The 17,640-nt window shown below is 75.5% G+C and carries 12 protein-coding genes; 8 read left to right on the top strand and 4 right to left on the bottom strand.

Annotation, left to right across the window (positions count from 1 at the left end):
- Positions 1 to 16: 16 nt before the first annotated feature.
- The 4 genes from pcaH (at position 17) to pcaDC (ending at position 3,917) form a co-directional block, all read left to right on the top strand.
- Positions 17 to 790 carry a protocatechuate 3,4-dioxygenase subunit beta gene (pcaH, locus tag BJ961_RS13120; protein ID WP_271321484.1) on the top strand — a complete coding sequence of 258 codons (774 nt, stop codon included), beginning with the start codon at positions 17 to 19 and terminating at the stop codon, positions 788 to 790.
- 6 nt (positions 791 to 796) lie between these two features.
- Entirely contained in the window at positions 797 to 1,402 is a 606-nt protein-coding gene (pcaG, locus tag BJ961_RS13115) for a protocatechuate 3,4-dioxygenase subunit alpha (protein ID WP_271321483.1), read from the top strand.
- 83 nt (positions 1,403 to 1,485) lie between these two features.
- Positions 1,486 to 2,793 (top strand): 3-carboxy-cis,cis-muconate cycloisomerase, encoded by a 1,308-nt coding sequence (gene pcaB, locus BJ961_RS13110; protein WP_271417032.1) that lies wholly within the window; start codon positions 1,486 to 1,488, stop codon positions 2,791 to 2,793.
- A complete protein-coding gene (gene pcaDC, locus BJ961_RS13105) occupies positions 2,790 to 3,917 on the top strand; it encodes a bifunctional 3-oxoadipate enol-lactonase/4-carboxymuconolactone decarboxylase PcaDC (protein WP_271321482.1) in 1,128 nt (375 codons plus the stop codon). Before pcaB ends, pcaDC begins: the two co-directional genes overlap by 4 nt.
- 28 nt (positions 3,918 to 3,945) lie before the next feature.
- Here the strand turns inward: pcaDC and BJ961_RS13100 are convergent, their stop codons facing one another.
- Positions 3,946 to 6,627 (bottom strand): ATP-binding protein, encoded by a 2,682-nt coding sequence (locus BJ961_RS13100; RefSeq protein ID WP_271321481.1) that lies wholly within the window; start codon positions 6,625 to 6,627, stop codon positions 3,946 to 3,948.
- A 262-nt stretch (positions 6,628 to 6,889) separates the two neighbouring features.
- Here BJ961_RS13100 and BJ961_RS13095 point away from each other — a divergent pair, with 262 nt between their 5' ends.
- Complete coding sequence (locus BJ961_RS13095; protein ID WP_271321480.1) at positions 6,890 to 7,936, top strand: DUF2510 domain-containing protein; 1,047 nt, start codon at positions 6,890 to 6,892, stop codon at positions 7,934 to 7,936.
- Between the two features lie 190 nt (positions 7,937 to 8,126).
- Here BJ961_RS13095 and BJ961_RS13090 read toward each other — a convergent pair whose 3' ends face one another.
- A complete protein-coding gene (locus BJ961_RS13090; RefSeq protein WP_271321479.1) occupies positions 8,127 to 8,741 on the bottom strand; it encodes a TetR/AcrR family transcriptional regulator in 615 nt (204 codons plus the stop codon).
- Positions 8,742 to 8,955: 214 nt separating this feature from the next.
- Between BJ961_RS13090 and BJ961_RS13085 the strand changes: the two genes are divergently transcribed.
- The 3 genes from BJ961_RS13085 (at position 8,956) to BJ961_RS13075 (ending at position 12,092) form a co-directional block, all read left to right on the top strand.
- Positions 8,956 to 9,762: a phosphatase PAP2 family protein gene (locus BJ961_RS13085; RefSeq protein ID WP_271321478.1), complete on the top strand. Its 807-nt coding sequence runs from the start codon at positions 8,956 to 8,958 to the stop codon at positions 9,760 to 9,762.
- Positions 9,759 to 10,727: a DMT family protein gene (locus BJ961_RS13080; RefSeq protein WP_271321477.1), complete on the top strand. Its 969-nt coding sequence runs from the start codon at positions 9,759 to 9,761 to the stop codon at positions 10,725 to 10,727. The genes BJ961_RS13085 and BJ961_RS13080 overlap by 4 nt, the downstream gene beginning before the upstream one ends.
- 69 nt (positions 10,728 to 10,796) lie before the next feature.
- Positions 10,797 to 12,092: an MFS transporter gene (locus tag BJ961_RS13075; RefSeq protein ID WP_271321476.1), complete on the top strand. Its 1,296-nt coding sequence runs from the start codon at positions 10,797 to 10,799 to the stop codon at positions 12,090 to 12,092.
- Between the two features lie 46 nt (positions 12,093 to 12,138).
- Here BJ961_RS13075 and BJ961_RS13070 read toward each other — a convergent pair whose 3' ends face one another.
- Both BJ961_RS13070 and BJ961_RS13060 read right to left on the bottom strand, forming a co-directional pair.
- Positions 12,139 to 12,333, bottom strand: a complete 195-nt coding sequence (locus tag BJ961_RS13070; RefSeq protein WP_271321475.1) for a hypothetical protein — start codon at positions 12,331 to 12,333, stop codon at positions 12,139 to 12,141.
- 1,603 nt (positions 12,334 to 13,936) lie between these two features.
- A complete protein-coding gene (locus BJ961_RS13060) occupies positions 13,937 to 17,638 on the bottom strand; it encodes a DUF5682 family protein (RefSeq protein WP_271321474.1) in 3,702 nt (1,233 codons plus the stop codon).
- Between the last annotated feature and the right edge of the window lie 2 nt (positions 17,639 to 17,640).

Genomic DNA, 17,640 nt, shown 5'->3' with positions numbered 1-17,640 from the left:
CACCCAGGGAATCCCCATGACGCTCACCCAGCACGACATCGACGCGGAGATCGCGGCCGAGCACGCCGCCTACGAGAAGCGGGTCGCCGACGGCGGCCCCGTCGAGCACCACCCGCGCCGCGACTACGCCCCGTACCGCTCCTCGGTGCTGCGCCACCCGAAGCAGCCGCCGATCGCCATCGACGTCACCAAGGACCCGGAGCTGGTGGAGCTGTCCTCCCCCGCCTTCGGGGAGCGGGACGTCACCGACATGGACAACGACCTCACCCGGCAGCACACCGGGGAGCCGGTCGGCGAGCGCATCACCGTCTCCGGGCGTCTGCTCGACCGGAACGGCGGGCCGGTGCGCGGGCAGCTCGTGGAGATCTGGCAGGCCAACTCGGCCGGCCGGTACGCGCACCAGCGCGAGCAGCACGACGCGCCGCTGGACCCGAACTTCACCGGCGTGGGCCGCGCCCTCTCCGACGACGACGGCTTCTACCGCTTCACGACGGTGCAGCCCGGCCCGTACCCGTGGCGCAACCACGTCAACGCGTGGCGTCCGGCGCACATCCACTTCTCCGTGTTCGGCTCGGCGTTCACCCAGCGCCTGGTCACGCAGATGTACTTCCCGAACGACCCGCTGTTCCCCTACGACCCGATCCTCCAGTCGGTGACGGACGACGCGGCGCGGCAGCGGCTGGTCGCGACGTACGACCACAGCCTGTCGGTGCCGGAGTTCTCGCTCGGCTACCACTGGGACATCGTGCTCGACGGCCCGCACGCCACCTGGATCGAAGAAGGACGCTGACCCGCCATGACGAAGACCGACACCAGCGGCCCGGAGCAGGTGCCGCCCACCCCGTCGCACACGGTCGGCCCCTTCTACGGGTACGCGCTGCCCTTCCGCGGCGGCGAGGACATCGCGCCCGCCGGGCACCCGGACACGGTCACCGTGCACGGGTACGTGTACGACGGCGAGGGCAACCCGCTGCCGGACGCCCTCCTGGAGCTGTGGGGGCCGGACACCGAGGGCAACGTGCCCACGGCCGACGGCTCGATGCGGCGCGACCCGGCCTCGGGGGGCTTCCTCGGGCGCAACGGCGTGGAGTTCACCGGTTTCGGGCGCCTCCAGACCGACGCGAACGGCCACTGGTACGCGCGGACGCTGCGGCCGGGGTCGCGCGGGCGGAGCGCCCCGTACGTCAGCGTGTGCGTGTTCGCGCGCGGACTGCTCGTGCACCTGTTCACCCGGATCTACCTGCCGGGCGACGAGGCGACGCTGGCCGCCGACCCGCTGCTGGCCCGGGTGCCGGACGGGCGCCGCGACACGCTGGTCGCGGCGGACGAGGGCCACGGGACGTACCGTTTCGACATCCGCCTTCAGGGCGAGGGCGAGACGGTCTTCCTGGAGTTCCAGTGACATCACCAGCCGACCCCGCCGGCACCGGCACCGCTGCCGCCGCCGATGCGGATGCGGATGCGGATGCGGATGCGGACGTGAGTCTGCTCGCCCCCGGGTGGGCGGGCTCGCCGGTCGCGTCGGCGACCGGCGACCGGGCGTATCTGCGGGCCCTGCTCGACGCGGAGGCGGCGTTGACCCGCGCCCAGGCCGCGCTGGGGCTCGCCCCGGCCGAGGCGGCGGACGCGGTGGGCGCGGCCGTCGCCGACCCGGCCGTCTTCGACACGCGCTCCCTCGCGGAGCGTGCCCGGGGCGGCGGGAACCCGGTCATCCCCCTGGTGGCCGACCTGACGAAGGCGGTGGGTGAGCCGTACGGGCCGTATGTGCACCGGGGCGCGACCAGCCAGGACATCATGGACACGGCGTCGATGCTGGTCGCCGCCCGCGCCCTGGACCTGCTGCTGCCCGACCTCGCGCGTACCCAGCGGGCGCTGGCCCGGCTCGCCGCCGAGCACCGGGACACGCCGATGCCGGGCCGGACCCTCACCCAGCACGCCGTGCCGACGACGTTCGGACTGAAGGCGGCCGGCTGGCGCCTGCTGGTGCTGGACGCGCGCGACCGGATCGACGCGGTGCGTGCCGCGCTTCCCGCCCAGCTCGGCGGCGCGGCGGGCACGCTGGCGGCCTTCGGCGCGTACGGCGCCACCGACCCGGTCGAGCTCCCGGCGGCGTACGCCCGTGAACTGGGCCTGGCGGCACCGCTGCTGCCCTGGCACACCCTGCGCACCCCCGTCGCCGACCTGGCCGGCGCGCTCGCCTTCGCCGCTGGGGCGCTCGGGAAGATCGCCGCGGATGTGCTGACGCTCTCCCGCACCGAGATCGGCGAGGTCGCCGAGGGCGGTGGCGGCGGTTCGTCGGCGATGCCGCACAAGGCCAACCCGGTGCGGTCCACGCTGATCGCGGCGGCAGCCCGGCGTGCTCCGCTGCTCGCGGCCACGCTGTACGGCTCGCTGATCGCCGAGGACGAGCGGCCGGCCGGGGCCTGGCACGCCGAGTGGGAGCCGCTGCGGGACCTGCTGCGCCTGACCGGCGGCGCCGCCCGTGACGCCGCCGAGCTGACCGAGGGGCTGCGGGTACGTCCGGACGTGATGCGCGCGCACCTCGGTCTCACGCACGGGCTGATCGTGTCGGAGCGGCTCTCGGCCGAACTGGCCCCGGTGCTCGGGCGGGCCCGCGCCAAGGAGCTGCTCACCGAACTGGCGGCCCGTACGTACGCCGAGGAACGAAGCCTTGGCGAACTGCTAGCCGATGTGCCCGAGTTGCGGGGCACAGATCTGGCCTCCCTTACCGACCCGGCCCGCTGCACGGGTGCCGCTGCCGCCCTCACCGACCGTGCTCTGGAGCGACGTTGACGACTCTCCTCAACCATCTGTCCGAAGGCCCCGCCTCCGCTCCCCCGCTGCTGCTCGGGCCCTCGCTGGGCACCTCGTACGCGCTGTGGGACGCGGTGGCGCCCGAGTTGTCCATCGGGCACCGCGTGATCCGCTGGGACCTGCCGGGGCACGGTGGTTCGGCGGCGGACCTGATCGGCCCCGGCGCCACCGTCGGGGACCTGGCCGAACTGGTACTCGCGCTCGCCGACTCGCTCGGGGTGGAGCGGTTCGCCTACGCCGGTGTCTCGCTGGGCGGTGCGGTGGGCCTGCATCTGGCCGTGCACCGTCCGGAGCGGGTGTCGTCGCTGGCGGCCGTCTGCTCGTCGGCGCACTTCGGCGGTGCGAAACCGTGGGAGGAGCGGGCCGCCCGGGTGCGCGAGGAGGGCCTGGCCCGGCTCGCGGAGAGCGCGGACGCGCGGTGGTTCACCCCCGGGTTCACCGTGCCGCGGCTGGTGCGGGACCACCGGGAGGCCGATCCCGGCGCGTACGCCGCCTGTTGCGACGCGCTGGCCGCCTTCGACCTCCGGGACCGGCTCGGGGAGGTTTCCGCGCCGACGCTGCTGATCGCCGGTCGCGAGGACCCGGCCACACCTCCCGCGCATCTGCGGGAGATCGCCGACGCGGTGCCGGACGCGACGCTGACGGAGATCCCGGGTGCCTCGCACCTGGCGCCGGCCGAGCGGCCGGAGGCGGTGCTGACGGCGCTGCGGGCGCACTTCGACGGCGGCGCCAGGCGGGGCATGGCGGTGCGGCGCGAGGTGCTCGGCGACGCGCACGTGGACCGGGCGCAGGGGCGGCAGTCGCCGTTCACCTCCCGCTTCCAGGACTTCATCTCGCGCTACGCGTGGGGCGAGATCTGGACCGACGAGACCCTCTCGCGCCGCGAGCGCAGCATGGTCACGCTGACGGCGCTGGTCGCGCACGGCCACTACGAGGAACTGGCCATGCACGTGCGGGCGGCGCGGCGCAACGGGCTGACGGCGGACGAGATCGGCGCGGTGCTGCTCCAGACGGCGGTGTACTGCGGTGTCCCGGCCGCCAACTCGGCGTTCGCGACGGCGCAGCGGGTGCTGGCCGAGGAGGCGGACGGCGCCGCGGGGTGACCTCGGGGGCGTGTTCCCCCGGGGTGCCTCAGCCCGTGCGGCCCACCGCCAGGGCCTCGCGGGCCCGGGCCACCAGTCCGTCGGCGCCGCAGGAGTCGGCCAGTGCCAGGCCCCGGTTCAGCTCGGCGGCGGAGCGGGCCGCGATGCCGTACTCCACACGCGCGGCGGCGTGCTCGTACTGGCAGGGCGAGGCCTCCAGGTAGGTGACGGCCTGCGCGGCGAGCCGGACCGCGCGCTGGCCGGTCTCCAGTGCGGCGGCGCAGCGCAGGGCTTCTCCTATCGCCGTGTCGGTGCCGAAGCGCTCGGCCTGGCGGCGGGCGTCGGAGGCCAGCCGGGCGGCGCGGCCGGGGTCCTCGGCGGCCAGCGCCCGGGCCAGTTCGGTGGCCCAGGGCACCACCACCGGGTTGTGCCGGCCCCGCGCGGCCGCCGCCTTCTCGGCCGCCTCCAGTTCGTTGACGCCCTCCTTGGTGCGGCCGGTGGCGAGCAGCAGCCGCCCACGCACCGAGCGGGGGTCGGGCAGCACGATCGTCGACGGGTAGGGCGGTGCGAAACCGTACTGGTCGGCGAGGGTCCGGGCCTCCTCGACGTGGCCGCGGGCGAGCAGGGTGTCGATCAGGTTGCAGATCGCCGACCAGTACAGGGGCAGGCCGCGGCCGACGCGTTCGGCGATGCGCAGTGACTCGCGCAGGGACTGCTCGGCCTCCCTGAGGCGTCCCCTTCTGCGGTGGCCGAGGCCGACGTAGGCGTGCGCGAGGGAGAGGTGGCCGCCGCTCCAGCCGGCGGTCTCGTAGGCGCGCAGAGCCTCGGTGAACAGGGCCTCGGCGCGGTCCAGCCGGTCGGCGTAGGCGTAGGAACTGGCCAGCATCATCGGCAGTTCCAGGCCCCACTCGGTGTCGGTCCAGCCGAGTCCGGGTGCGAGGCGGCCGTTGACGAGGGCGCGGTCGCACAGTTCGACGACCTCCTCGGCGCTCTCGCCGTGGGTCATGGCGTCGAAGCCGCGCAGGATGAGCAGCGCGCGCTCGGCGTTGTCGCGGCCGGTGCAGGTGGCGGCGAGTTCGGCGAGGCGCGCGGAGCGGCGGGGCGAGGAGGTCTCTCCGGCGTGGATGCCCTCCCACATGTACTGGGCGGCCTGGAGTCGCAGCCGCGCGGACGGGTCGGGGGTGCGGGCGGCCTCCGCCTCGACGGTGCGGACGGCCTCCTCCAGCTGGTCGTTGTGGAGCAGGGCCTGGGAGAGCCGGAAGACGGCGTCGACGCGCTGCTCGCCGCCCAGGCCGGGCATGGCGAGCGCGGTGCGCAGGTGGCCGATGGTCGTGGCGGGCGCGGTGAGGAGGGTGGCGCAGCCCAGCTCGAACAGCACGCGGGCGTGGGCGTCGGGCAACGGCGGTTCCTGGAGCGCGCGTTCGAGGCAGCGGCGGGCGGCGTCGGGGGCGCCGACGGCGAGCAGCTCGCGGGCGGCCTCGCGCAGTTGCTCCACGACTTCCTGGTCGTCGTCGGGATACACCTCGAGCAGGTGGCGGGAGGCGGCCGCGGCGCCGAGTCCGGAGTCGGTGACCAGCTGGGCCGCTATGCCGTGCATGGCCGTGCGCAGCGCGTCGGGGATGGAGTTGTAGACGGCGGTGGCGATCAGCGGGTGGACGAACTCCAGGTCGTCGCCCGCGCCCTGGCGGCCGGCGGCGGGGTCGGGCACGGACAGGATCCGGGCGTTGCACAGCAGTTCGGCGCAGCGGGCGGCGTCGGCGCGGTCGAGGGTGGCGAGCGCGGCCACCATGTCGACGGTGATGCCGCCGCCGAGGATGGCGGCGGCCCAGGCGAAGCGGGTGGAGTCGACGCCGAGTTGCTCCAGGCGGGCGACGAGTCCGCCGCCGCGGGCGGAGCGGTTCAGGTCGCGCAGTTCGGCGGCCTCCGCCTCGATCGGTTGCATTTCGCTGTCCTGGACCTTGGCGAGGAGTTCGACGGTCTCGTAGGGGTTGCCGCCGGTGACGGCCCACACCTCGCGGCAGAAGGCGGCGTCGGCGTGGCCGCCGAGGGTGGCGCGGGTGAGCCCGGCGGTCGCGTCGGGGGTGAGGGCGTTCAGCGGGGCGAGGGGCCGGCCCACGGCGGCGGCCGCGTCCAGGTGGCGGGCGCTGTCGCCGCTGACGTCGCCGGGGCGGCGGGCGATCACCACCAGGACGGAGGTCTCGTCGAGGCGTTCGGCGAGCGCGGCGAGCCAGCGCAGGGTCTCGTGGTCGGCCCAGTGGGCGTCGTCGATCAGCAGCACCAGCGGCCACTCCCGGCGGGCGAGCCGGCGTACGGCGGCGACCAGGCCGTCGCACACGCCCTGCGGGTCGGCCTGCCGCTCACCGGGGTCCACTATGCCGAGGGCGGGTCCGGCGATGTCGTACCAGTCGCCGAGGTACTCGCGGGCCTCCTCCGGCAGCATGGACACCAGCGCGGGCTGGAGCAGTTGGCGTACGACGTTGAAGGGGACGGACCTGAGGGTCTCGCCGCCGCGTGCCGACCAGACGGTGCAGCCGCGGGCCTCGGCGATGCGGCGGGTCTCGGCGAGCAGGGTGGTCTTGCCCACCCCGGCCTCGCCGCGGGCCTCCAGCAGGGTGCCGGGGGACGAGCGGTCCGCGCACAGGACGTCCACCGCCCGCGTGATGGTGGCGACTTCCTCGTCGCGCTCCCAGAGGGAGGCCGAGGCGGCGCCCGTCCGCCGTACCTCCGTCATCCCGCTACCTCCCCGAGTCGCCCGAATGACGTACAGGTCCTGGGCCTAGTCCTCCGATCGCGCGCGTGGTGGATGCTCCGCGGACCAGTTGCCGTGACGGGTGACATGCGGTAAAGCGCGGACGACGCGCCGGGCCCGTCATCAGCGGCGGGGTGGTCCGGTCCCCGTCAACTCCCCGTGTTCCGGGCGTCGGCCCGGCCGGGACGGGGCGTGCGGCCGGGCCTCTCATCCGGCTTTCACCGACGCCTCATACGGTGTGTCCATGACGCAGGCGACTCCTCCCGGGTGGTACCCGGACCCCGGACAGCAGAATGACGGTCCCGCCACCGAGCGATGGTGGGACGGCACGGTGTGGACCGACCAGGTCCGCCCCGCGGGTCCGGCCGCGGCGTGGGCTCCTCCCTCGCCTCCTTCCGCCCCGCCCGAGGACCGGGCGCGGGACCAACCGCAGGGCCCGGACGACGCGCCCGGGCCGTATCCGGCGCATCCGGGGTATCCGGTGCACCCCGGGTATCCGGGGATTCCCGTGCAGCCGCCGTCCGCGCGGCGGCGCCGGCTGCGGGCGGGCATAGCCGTCGCGGCGGTCGTGGCCATGCTGACCGGCATCGGGGTCGGGGTGTACGTGCTGGCCGGTGACGGCTCGGGCGACGACAGCGCGGGAAGCTCGCGGCAGGACCGGCGCGGCCCCGGCGGCGAGAACGACCCCTTCGGCGATTCGGGCGGTGGCGGTGGTGACGAGCGGTCGCCTGCGCCGGACGGGTCGGAGCCGCCCACGATCGACAGCGGGTCGGTACCGGACCCGGTCAGCGGGATCAGCCTCCCCGTCCCGGACGGCTGGTCCGGGCAGCAGTTGCAGATCGGCGCGTCGGTGACGTCGGACGACAGCTACAAGTGCCCCGGCGACACCTCGAAGACCTGCACCAAGGGCGGCGCCTACTCGGCTCCGGCGATCGTGCTCGGCACCAAGGGCGGCACCGCCGAGGAGGTCGCGAAGGCCGACATCGCGGCGAACGCCGAGGAGTCCTACGGCGGCGCGTCCTACGGCGAGATCACCTCGCACGACGAGCTGGCCTCCAAGGCGGTCACGGTCGCCGGGCAGAAGGGCTACCTGGTCCGCTGGAAGGCGGTCACCGCGAAGGGTTCCGACGGCTTCGTCGAGTCGCTGGCCTTCCCCTCGCCCGCCGATCCCGAGCGCATCGTCGTCGTCCGCTTCGGTGTCGACGTGGAGGAGCAGCAGAAGGTCATCGACGAGATCACCGAGGGCATCGAGGTGTCCTCCGCCGGCGGCGGCAACGGGCAGGACGTCTGAGGGTCCGGGGAGCGGCCGACCCGGCCCGGTGACGACCGGGCCGGGCCGGCCGGAGAGGATGATCGGCCGGGTGGGGCGCCCTTCCGCTCAAAGGGAGCCCCACCCGGCCGGGGGTGCGCGCCGCCCCCGTCCCCACGGTGCGGCGCGGGCAGGCCACCGTCCAGTCATCCCGTGGACGGCGACCTGAGTCTCAGGGGAGGCCGAGCGCCGGCAGCACGACGGCCTCCACGAACCGGACGAGGTACCGGGCGTCGGCCTGCCGGCCCTCGAGGACGGGCCGCATCCGGATCATGCCGAAGAGCTGTGCGGGCACGTACTCCAGCGCCGGGTGGCCGGGGGGCACCTCGCCGCGTGCCACACCGCGCGTGAGGATCTCCCGGAGCGCGGCGATCTCCGGCTCGACGAGCGCCTCGCGCAGCGCGCACTTGAGTTCCGGGTCCTCCATGACCGCGTGGCCGAGCGCCTGGAGCAGCCCGGTGTCCTTGCCCGCTCCGTGGGCCGCGGCGCGGGCCACCTGGCGCAGGTCCTCGGCCAGCGACCCGGTGTCGATGTCGCTGAAGCGCACCCGGCGCTGTGAGCGCAGGGCGGCGGCCACGAACTGGGGCTTGGTCTTCCACTGCCGGTAGAGCGTGGACTTGCTGCACCGGGTGCTGGCGGCGATGCCCTCCATGGTGACGGCGTCGTAGCCGCAGGAGCGGAGCTGGTCGAGCACGGCGTCGAAGAACTCCTGCTCACGCTCGGGCGTGAGCTTGGAGCGGCGCGAGGCGACGACCGTGTCGGGTCGGTCCGCGTCCTGCGACGTCATCGGCCCTGCTCCTTCTGCTCTCGGCCGGGTCCGGTGTGGGCCGGACCCGCGCTCCAGTGTGTCGTATGTCCACCGGTCTATCGATACGCCAGTGTACCGGTACACCATCGTATCGGTACACTGGCGTATCGGAACGAGGTCGTATCGATGACAACCGTCACACGCCCCGTACCCGATGAGCCACACGCACCACCGTCAGCGAAGGGGCCGGGGGATGAAAGCCCGCAGCGAGCCTGCAGAAGCGGGACCGGACGCGCCCGCGCGTCCACCGCTCGTCCGTGAGCTCCTGCTCGTGGCAGGACTCTTCCTCATCTACAAGTTCGGCCGGCAACTGGCCACGGGTCACACCGCCGAGGCCTTCCGCAACGCCCACCACGTCTGGGACTGGGAACGCGCGCTGCGGCTGCCCGACGAGGGTGCGGTGCAGTCGCTGCTCCTGCACGGCGACACGCTGATCCACGTGGCGAACACCTACTACGCCGCCGTTCACTTCCCCGCCACCCTGGCCTTCCTCGTCTGGCTCTACCTGCGGCGGCCGGCGCACTACGTCTGGGCCCGCCGGGCGCTGGCCGCGGTGACCGGCGCCGCGCTGGCGCTGCACCTCCTCTTCCCGCTCGCCCCGCCCCGGATGCTCGGCGCCACCGGCCTGATCGACACGGCCCGGCTCTTCGGCCCCTCGGTGTACGGCCCACCGCGCACGGACGAGTTGTCGAACCAGTTCGCCGCGATGCCCTCGCTGCACTTCGGCTGGGCCCTGATGCTGGCGATCGGTCTGATCGTCGCGACGCGCTCGCGGTGGCGGTGGCTGTGGTCGCTGCACCCGCTGGTGACGCTGCTGGTCATCGTGGGCACCGCGAACCACTACTGGCTCGACGTGATCGTGGCGGCGGCCCTGCTCGGCCTCGCGCTCACGGTCCTCCGCCTGCCGCACCGGCCGCGGTGCGCCCTGCCGCACCGCAGGGCGCAGTCGCGTCGCCGTTCGTCGGCGGAGCGGCCCGAGCTGGTCGGGGCGGGCCGATGAGCGCCGCCCTGATCGCCGTGCTGCTGTCCCTCGTCTCCGCCTGCGCCTACGCGGCAGCGGCCGTCGCCCAGGAACGGCTGGCCGCGCGCGCCTCCGCCGCCGGTGCGCTGCGGATGCTGGCGTCCAGCGCCTGGTGGTGGGCGGTCGCGCTCAACGCCTCGGCCGCGCTGCTGCACGTCGTGGCGCTCAAGTACGGTCCCCTCACCGTGGTCCAGCCGCTCGGTGCGCTCACCCTGGTCACGGCGGTGCCCCTGGGGGCGCGGCTGGCGGGCCGGCGGGTGAGCGCGGTCGAGTGGCGGGGCACCGGGCTGACGCTGCTGGGTCTCGGCGCGCTGCTGCTCACCGCGTCCGGGCCCGCGCCCGACGACGTGCTGAGCGTGCCCGAGGCGCTGACGGTGTCCGGCGCGACGGCGGCGCTGATCGGCATGCTGTCGTGGCCCGGCGCCCGCCCGGGACTGCGGCACGCGACGGCGTCCGGCATCGCCTCCGGTGTCGCCTCGGCGCTCACCCAGACCGTCACGGTCGCCGTCACCGATCGTTCGGGCCCCCTGCTGAGCGTCCAGGTGATCGGCGTGGCCGTGCTGGTGGCCGCGTTCGCGGCGGGCGGGCTGCTGCTGTCCCAGACCGCGTACCGGGGTGGTCTGGGCGCCCCGCTGGCGGTGGTGACCCTGGCCAATCCGGTGGCCGCCGCGGTGATCGGCCTGTCCCTGCTCGGGGAGCGCCTCAGGGGCGGCGCGGGCGGCGTGCTGCTCGCACTGACCGGCGCGGGGCTGGCCGCCTGGGGCGTACTCCAGCTGAGCCGCGCGACCCCGGCGGTTCCCGAACGCGCCGGTCCGGTGACCGCCGTACCGACCCCGGAGCCACAGCCGGCGCCTGATCCGCAGCCGGATCCGGAGGGACCGAGGCAGGTGGGTCCCGTGCTGGTGCCCCGGCAACCGGGGCCCGGGCACCTCACGCGACTCTGAGGCGGGCGTCCGGTGGCGGTGGTGTGAAAGTCACCGGCACGTGAGGTGTGCCGGGCCCCACGTCCGGGGATGGTCGCGATCATGACAGGCATGCGCACGGACGCGCCCCCCGCCCGACGGCCCGTACGCCAGCTTCTCGCCGCCTCGGTGGGCAACGCCGTGGAGTGGTACGACTGGTACGCCTACACCTTCCTGGCCACCTACATCGCGGACCAGGTCTTCCCCGAGAGCGCGGACAACTCGCTGGTGCCCCTGCTGTCGACGTTCGCCGTGTTCGCGGTGGGCTTCTTCATGCGGCCCGTCGGCGGACTACTGATGGGCGCGATCGCGGACCGGCGGGGGCGGCGCTCCGCGCTGACCGTCACCATCCTGCTGATGGGCGGCAGCAGCCTGCTGGTCGGGCTGACGCCGACGTACACGGCGGCCGGTGTACTGGCCCCGGTGGTGCTGGTGGTCGCGCGGCTACTCCAGGGGCTGTCGGTGGGCGGCGAGTTCGCGGCCTCGACGACCTTCCTCGTGGAGTCGGCGGGACCGGGCCGGCGCGGCCTGTTCTCCAGTTTCCAGTACGTCTCGACCACGGCGGGGCAACTGGTGGCGTCCGGGATCGCCACGCTGCTGGTGGACACGCTGAGCGAGGACCGGATGAACGGCTGGGGGTGGCGGATCCCCTTCGTGTTCGGCGCCGTCCTCAGCCTGGTCGGCTTCTGGATCCGGCAGGGCGCGCGGGAGACCCGCAGCACCGAGCAGCAACGGGCGCCGCGTCCGGCCCTGTTCGAGGCGCTGCGCCGCCATCCGCGCGAGTCCCTGCTGATCTGCGGCATCACGGCGGGCGGCACCATCGCCTACTACACCTGGACGTCGTACCTGCCGACGTACGCCGAACTCAACGCGGGCGTCGCCAAGTCGGACGCGCTGCTCGCGGGGACGATCTCGCTGGCCTTCTTCGGGCTGCTCCAGCCGCTCGGCGGCATGCTCTCCGACCGGTTCGGGCGCCGCCCCCTGCTGCTCTTCTTCGGCGTGGGGTTCGCGCTGCTGAGCGTGCCGATGCTGCACTCCCTGCGCGACTCCTTCGCCGTCCTGCTGCTCGTGCAGTGCGCCGGGATGGTCCTGCTGACCGGCTTCACCTCCATCAGCGCCGCCGTCAACGCCGAAATCTTCCCGCCCCGGGTGCGGGCGGCCGGGATCGGCTTCCCCTACTCGCTCACGGTGGCGCTGTTCGGCGGCACGGCACCGTACGTGGGCACGCTCTTCAAGGACCTGGGCCATTCCGGGCTCTTCCCCTGGTACGTCGCCGTGCTGTGCCTGCTGTCCTCGCTGGTGTACCTGAGGCTGCCGGAGACGGCGCACAAGGAACTGGAGCGCTGAGCCGAGCCCGGCCTTCCCGCCGTGCCTTCGCTGCGGGTGTTCCGGTTCATCCGTGCCAGAGGCCGCGTCCCAGGGCGGCCTCCGTACCGTCGAGGTAGACGGCGGCGGCCAGCCACTGGGCCGCGTAGTGGTCCCGGTCGTCCCCGGACGGGCGGCCGAAGGCGTCGCGGGGGCGCCGGGCGGCGACCGCGCCGAGTGCGGCGAACAGGTCCGCGCCGGTGGTGAACCCGCCGCGGCGCAACGCGGCGGCATGGCCGTCGCGGTCGCTGTCGCGCGCGGGTTCCGCGGCGGCGCGACGTCCGCCGACGACCGCCAGTTCGACCAGGTCGCGCAGGCGCCGGAGCGGAGGGTCGACAGGGCGGGCCCCGGTCCCGGGGGCGGGGGCGGGGGCGGGGGCGGGCAGGCAGCCTCGGGCGGGAAGTGGTCGTCGCGCAGCCGGTCGTAGCCGAGGTCGGCGCGGTCCTGCCACTCCTCGGGCAGGCGCAGGGTCGCCGCCCCGGCACCGGGGGCCGGTCCGACGGCCAAGGGGCGCAGAGTCGTGACCCGGTGGGGGTCGAGGCGGCCGAGGAGGCGCACCCGCAGTCCCGGACGCGCGCCCAGCCGCCGGAGGTTGGCGGTGTGCGCGAGAGCGGGATGCCGGTGCGCCGGTGCCAGCCGGGCGGTCGGTCCGGGCACGTCCTGCGTGAGGACCCGGACGAGCACCTCCTCGCCGTCGACGGCGACGATCTCCACGTCGCAGCCGGTCAGCGGCGCGGCGTGCCCGGTCCGGCCGGACGCGGCGCGGGTCCACGGGCGTCCTGCGGCGAAGGTGGCGCGGACGCCGCGCTCCGCGAGCAGGCGGCCGTCCGGGGCGACGACCGCCCCGGTGACGATCAGTCCGCCCCGGGACAGCCGCTCGTGGTCGCTCAGGAAGGACCGGAGGGCGACGTGGGCGGTACCGGCGCGGCGGGCCCGCTCCACGCCGCCCGGTCCGACGTCGCGGAGCGTGTACCAGCGGTCGTCGTCGTCCACGAGATGGGTGACGACGCCGCCCGCTCCACCGGGTCCGACGACCGGTTCCCGGCAGACGCCGTAGAGGCGCAGGGGACCGTCGGGCCGGTGGTTGTGGCGGACGGCGCCGATCAGCTCCGGGTCGGCGGCGGCCGCCTTCAGGCGGTGCGTGACGAGGAGGAGTTCACGCAGGACGGCCACCGACTCGGCGGGGTGGTGCATCGCGTGGGGGCGGTGGGCGCCGGGGCTGCCGTCCGGGTCGCGCGCGTCGCGCACGTGGCGTACGACGTCGAGGGCGGCGCTCTCCGCACGGTGCAGGCCGGCCAGCCGGGCCGTGTGCGCGGCCCGGAGCAACTCGGCCTGCGGGACCGCGCCCGCGGCGTGGACCCCGGCGGCCAGGACCGTCGCGGCCGCCGTCCACAGGTCCCCGGCGGCACGGATGCGGCCGGCGGACGGGCACCGCTCAGGGGGGACACAAGACGCCGGGCCCCCAGCGGACGCCGGCCTCGCGGGAGGGGTGGACGGTGCGGTGGGCGAGGTGGCGTCCGCGACCGGACCGGCGGCCAGGACCGCGGCGCGGTGCAGGCAGCGCGGGGCGAGGAGGCAGGTGCAGTGTGCCTGGTCGGGGGAGGTGATCGTGCCGGACGGGCCGGGGGTGAGGGTCACCCGCGCGTCCTCGCCGCAGCGGACGCCGTACGTGCCGTCCTCGGGTGTGTCGACGGGCGTGCCGGCGAGCGCCTCCACGGCCGCGTCGAGTCTGCCGCGCAGCCGGGTGGTCAGGCTCTCGACCGCGGCGGCGCACACCTCCGGTGCGACCGGGGGGAGCGAGGGGGCGGTGCCCGCGCGGGTCGGGGTCATCGGGCGGCTCCGCGGACCTGTTCGCCGACCCAGCGGGCGAGCGCGAGCGGGCTGAGGGCGGCCACCGGCATTCCGGCGGCGACGAGTTGCCGGGCGATCGGCACGGAGTAGCAGGGCGTTCCCTCGCCGTCCAGCGCGGCGCAGCCGAGCAGCCGGACACCGGAGGAGACCAGGGCCCTGGTCTCGGCCAGCAGTCCCTCGACGGCGGCCCCTTCCTCGAAGTCGCTGACGACCACCATCAGGGTCCGGTCGGGCACCTTCACCAGGGACCGGGCGTGGGCGAGACCCGCCGCGACGTGCGTACCGCCGCCGACCCTCACCTCCAGCAGCAGGGAGAGGGGGTCGGCGACGAGGCCGGTGAGGTCGGCGACCTGGGTGCTGAAGGTGAGGAAGTGGGTGGAGAGCATGGGTGCGCCGCCCAGGACCGCGGCGGTGAGCGCCGACCACACCACCGAGTTCTCCATGGACGCGGAGACGTCGACGACGAGGATCAGCCGCCAGTCGTTCCGCCGCGCGGTGCGGGTCTTGAACACCGGCCGTTCGGGGACGACCTCGACCCGCCCGTCGACCAGTCGGCGGGTGTGCGCGAGGTTGGCCCGCAGCGTGCGGGGCAGGTCGAGGGGGCCGCCGGGACGCCGGGTGGGACGGGGGCTGGTCAGGCCCGTCGATGTGGGGCGCAGTCGCGTGGCGAGTTCCCGGGTGAGTTCCTCGACCAGTCGCTTCACGAGTGGCCTCAGGCGTGCCACCCGCTGCTCGGGCATCCCCCTGGCCAGCGACAGCACGGTGGAGAGCAGTTCCACGGAGGGGCGCACGGTGGCCGGGTCGAGGAGGTCGAGGGCGTCCGTGCGTCCGGCGGCGACGGCACGGCCCAGGACTTCCTCCCGGATCTCCGCGCCGAAGAGCGCCTGGAGGTCCTCGGCCCAGTGCCGGACGCCGGGGTAGCCCCGGGCCCGGCCGCCGGTCCGGTCGTCGTCGGCGGCGCTGCCGCCTGCGGTGCCGGTCGCGCCGGGGGCGTGGGCGCCGCCGTCCCCGTCGCCCTCGCCGTCCCCGCTGCCTTCACCGCCCTCGCCGGCTTCCGCTCCTTCCCGCCCGAACAGTTCGTCGAGGGCGCGGACGTAGGGCCACAGGGCCGAGGGGAGTCTCGCGGTGTCGCGGCCCAGCAGCAGCCGCCAGCGGTCGGCGGGGCCGAGCCGCGGGGCGGACTCGGCGGACGCGACGGCCTCTGCGGCCTGGCCACTCTCGGCGGACGGGGCGGACGGGGCGGACGGGGCGGACGGGGCGGACGGGGCGGACGGGGCGCCAACGACCGAGGCGACCGACGCGAGGGCGGACCGCTCCGCCGGCGCCGTGGGCCCCGACGCGGCCCCGGCGTGCACCGGCTCCTGAGTGCTCACCAGGCCCGCCAGCCCCCGGTCCCGCAGCAGGGCGAGCCCCTCGGCGTCGGCCGTGGACCACCGCCCGACCAGCTCGGCCGGGGCGGGGAGCCGCAGGTCGGGCCGGTCGCCCAGGCGGTCGGAGACGGCAGCGAGCACCCGGCTCCGGCCCTCCGGCGTGAGCGCCAGGAAGCCGCCGCGCAGCGCGTACAGCCGGTCGAGGAAGGCGCGGTCGCTCATGGTCTCCACGCGCTCGATCAGCGGGTCGAGTGCGGTGGACGCGGACTCGATCAGTGGTCCGGCCGCGACGAGCACCCCGGTGAGCCGGCGTTCCAGTCGGCGTCGGCCGTCCGGTCCCGTCGCCGTGTCCACCCAGCCGGCGAGCCGCGCGCCCAGCAGGTCCGAGCCGTCGAGGTCCAGCAGTACCCGGGCGGCCTGCGCCGCGCCCTGGAGGAGCGGGGAGCCGGTGCGGGAGAGCGCGTACAGCTCCCTGTCCAGCCGCAGGCCGAGCCGGTCCTCGGCGGTGCGGACGGCGAGGGTCACGACGGCGACGGCGTCCTTCGGGTCGTCGCTGCCGGCCAGCCCCGGCAGGACACGGACGGCGGCTTCCGACAGCAGGTCGGCGAGCCGGGCCGCCCGGACGCGGACGCGTGCGGTGGTACCGGGCAGGTGGCCTCGGCGCAGTGCCTCCAACAGGCCCAGGGCGTCGAGCAGTTCGGGCAGGGTGGCGGCGTCCGGCAGGACGCGCCCGGCCTCCGTGAGGCCGTCGTGGAGCAGGTCCGGGAGGGCGCACCGGGCCGCGGCGCCCAGCAGGGCGACGACCCGGGCCGGGGTGAGCAGGCCCGTCTCGGCCGCCCTGCGGTGGTTCTCCCGGAGGGTGCCGTCGGCCGCCTGGGCGGCGGTGACGCCCCGGACGCCCGCGAGGTCGAGGCGGGCGGCGACGGACGGGGTCCAGGCGGCCCGCCAGCGGGTGGTCAGCGCGCTTCCCTCTCCGGCCGCGGTCACCTCGGCCGGCTCCGCGTAGCCCACCCCGCATTCCCCGAGGCGCTGGAGCAGGATCTCGCGGCGGGCGTCGAGGGCGGAGCGCAGCGGCGTGAGCCGCAGGTCCCGGCCGGCCGGGTCGGCGGGTCCGGGCAGCCGCAGCGCGGCCAGTTCGGCCTCCGTCCAGGGGCCGAGGCCGGAGCGGGGCGTGCCGGGCGCGAGGTGGCCGCGGCCGGTACCGACCAGGACGGCGCCCAGTTCCGGGCCGAGGGACCGGCCCTGGCCGAGTACGGACGTCACCGCCTCGACGAGTTCGGCCCGGCCGGGTGCGGGCAGGCCGCGCAGGGTGGCGAGGTCGCAGGCCAGCCGCAGTGCCTCGATGGCCTCGCCGGTGCCCGCCGTGTCGCCGGAGGCGCGGATCTCCCGGCACAGTTCGGTGATGGACCGGGCGGCGGCGTCCCGGATGCGGCCGGGCTCTCCCCCGGCTTCGAGCAGTGCCTGCTGCCAGCGCGGGGCGTGGATGCCGGCCGGGTAGCCGGAGCGGGGGTCCAGCAGGGCGAAGGCGTAGGGCACGAGGGACGTGACGACCGGGGAGCCCGGCCCCGGCGTTCCCCCGTCCCCGGGCGCTCCCTCCTCTCCGGGCGTTTCCTCGTCCCCGGTCTTCGCCGACGTGTCCCCCGCGCCCGCGCCGGCCAGCGCGGGCGCGTGGAAGGCCCCGACCACCGCCGCGGCCCGCCGCCGTCCCACCCCGGCGAGAACGCGCCGCATGTGTGCCTCGCGGGCGAGGTCCCCGGCCGCGATCCCTCCGTGGGTCGCGGTGTCGTGGCGCAGGGCCCGTCCGAAGGCGAGGGCGGCACGCCGCACTGCCTCGGGATCGCTGCCGGGCGCCAGTGCCTCGACGGTGCGGTGCCACAGCCCGTCGGCGCCGGCGTCGGACGTACCCGCCGTGCCGTCGTCCGGTGGCCCGTACGGTGGCCCGGACGACCACTCCGGCGACGCCAGGGGCAGATCGCAGCACACCACTTCCGCGCCCCGCTCGCGTGCCCAGCGGACGGCGGCCAGTTCCGGCGAGAAGTCGGCGAGGGGGTAGAAGTGCAGCCGTCCGTCCTCGTACGCGCCGCTCAGGGCCACCGGCGCCACGGTCCGCGGATCGGCGAGGTACGGCAGCCACGGCTGGAAGTCGGCCGGCAGTTCCACGCAGACGACCTCGGCGTCCGCCGCGTCCAGCAGCCGGGGGACGGCGAGGGCCAGTGCCGGACTGTGGTGGCGTACGCCGATGAGGCAGGGCTTCGTGCGCGCTGCCGGTGCGGTCGGCCGGGTGGCGGTCTCTTCGTGTGCGGTCATGG

The sequence above is a fragment of the Streptomyces lienomycini genome (genome assembly GCF_027947595.1).
Classification (GTDB): domain Bacteria; phylum Actinomycetota; class Actinomycetes; order Streptomycetales; family Streptomycetaceae; genus Streptomyces; species Streptomyces lienomycini.
The sequence above is the reverse complement of the archived record's forward strand: the minus strand, read 5'-3'. Positions and strand labels throughout refer to the sequence as shown.

Bases quoted from the DNA above. Each gene is read 5' to 3' on its own strand.
- BJ961_RS13075 (WP_271321476.1), top strand. From the start codon at position 10,797: ATGGTCGCGATCATGACAGGCATGCGCACGGACGCGCCCCCCGCCCGA.
- pcaG (WP_271321483.1), top strand. From the start codon at position 797: ATGACGAAGACCGACACCAGCGGCCCGGAGCAGGTGCCGCCCACCCCG.
- pcaH (WP_271321484.1), top strand. From the start codon at position 17: ATGACGCTCACCCAGCACGACATCGACGCGGAGATCGCGGCCGAGCAC.
- BJ961_RS13090 (WP_271321479.1), bottom strand. From the start codon at position 8,741: ATGACGTCGCAGGACGCGGACCGACCCGACACGGTCGTCGCCTCGCGC.
- BJ961_RS13085 (WP_271321478.1), top strand. From the start codon at position 8,956: ATGAAAGCCCGCAGCGAGCCTGCAGAAGCGGGACCGGACGCGCCCGCG.
- BJ961_RS13100 (WP_271321481.1), bottom strand. From the start codon at position 6,627: ATGACGGAGGTACGGCGGACGGGCGCCGCCTCGGCCTCCCTCTGGGAG.
- BJ961_RS13095 (WP_271321480.1), top strand. From the start codon at position 6,890: ATGACGCAGGCGACTCCTCCCGGGTGGTACCCGGACCCCGGACAGCAG.
- BJ961_RS13080 (WP_271321477.1), top strand. From the start codon at position 9,759: ATGAGCGCCGCCCTGATCGCCGTGCTGCTGTCCCTCGTCTCCGCCTGC.
- BJ961_RS13060 (WP_271321474.1), bottom strand. From the start codon at position 17,638: ATGACCGCACACGAAGAGACCGCCACCCGGCCGACCGCACCGGCAGCG.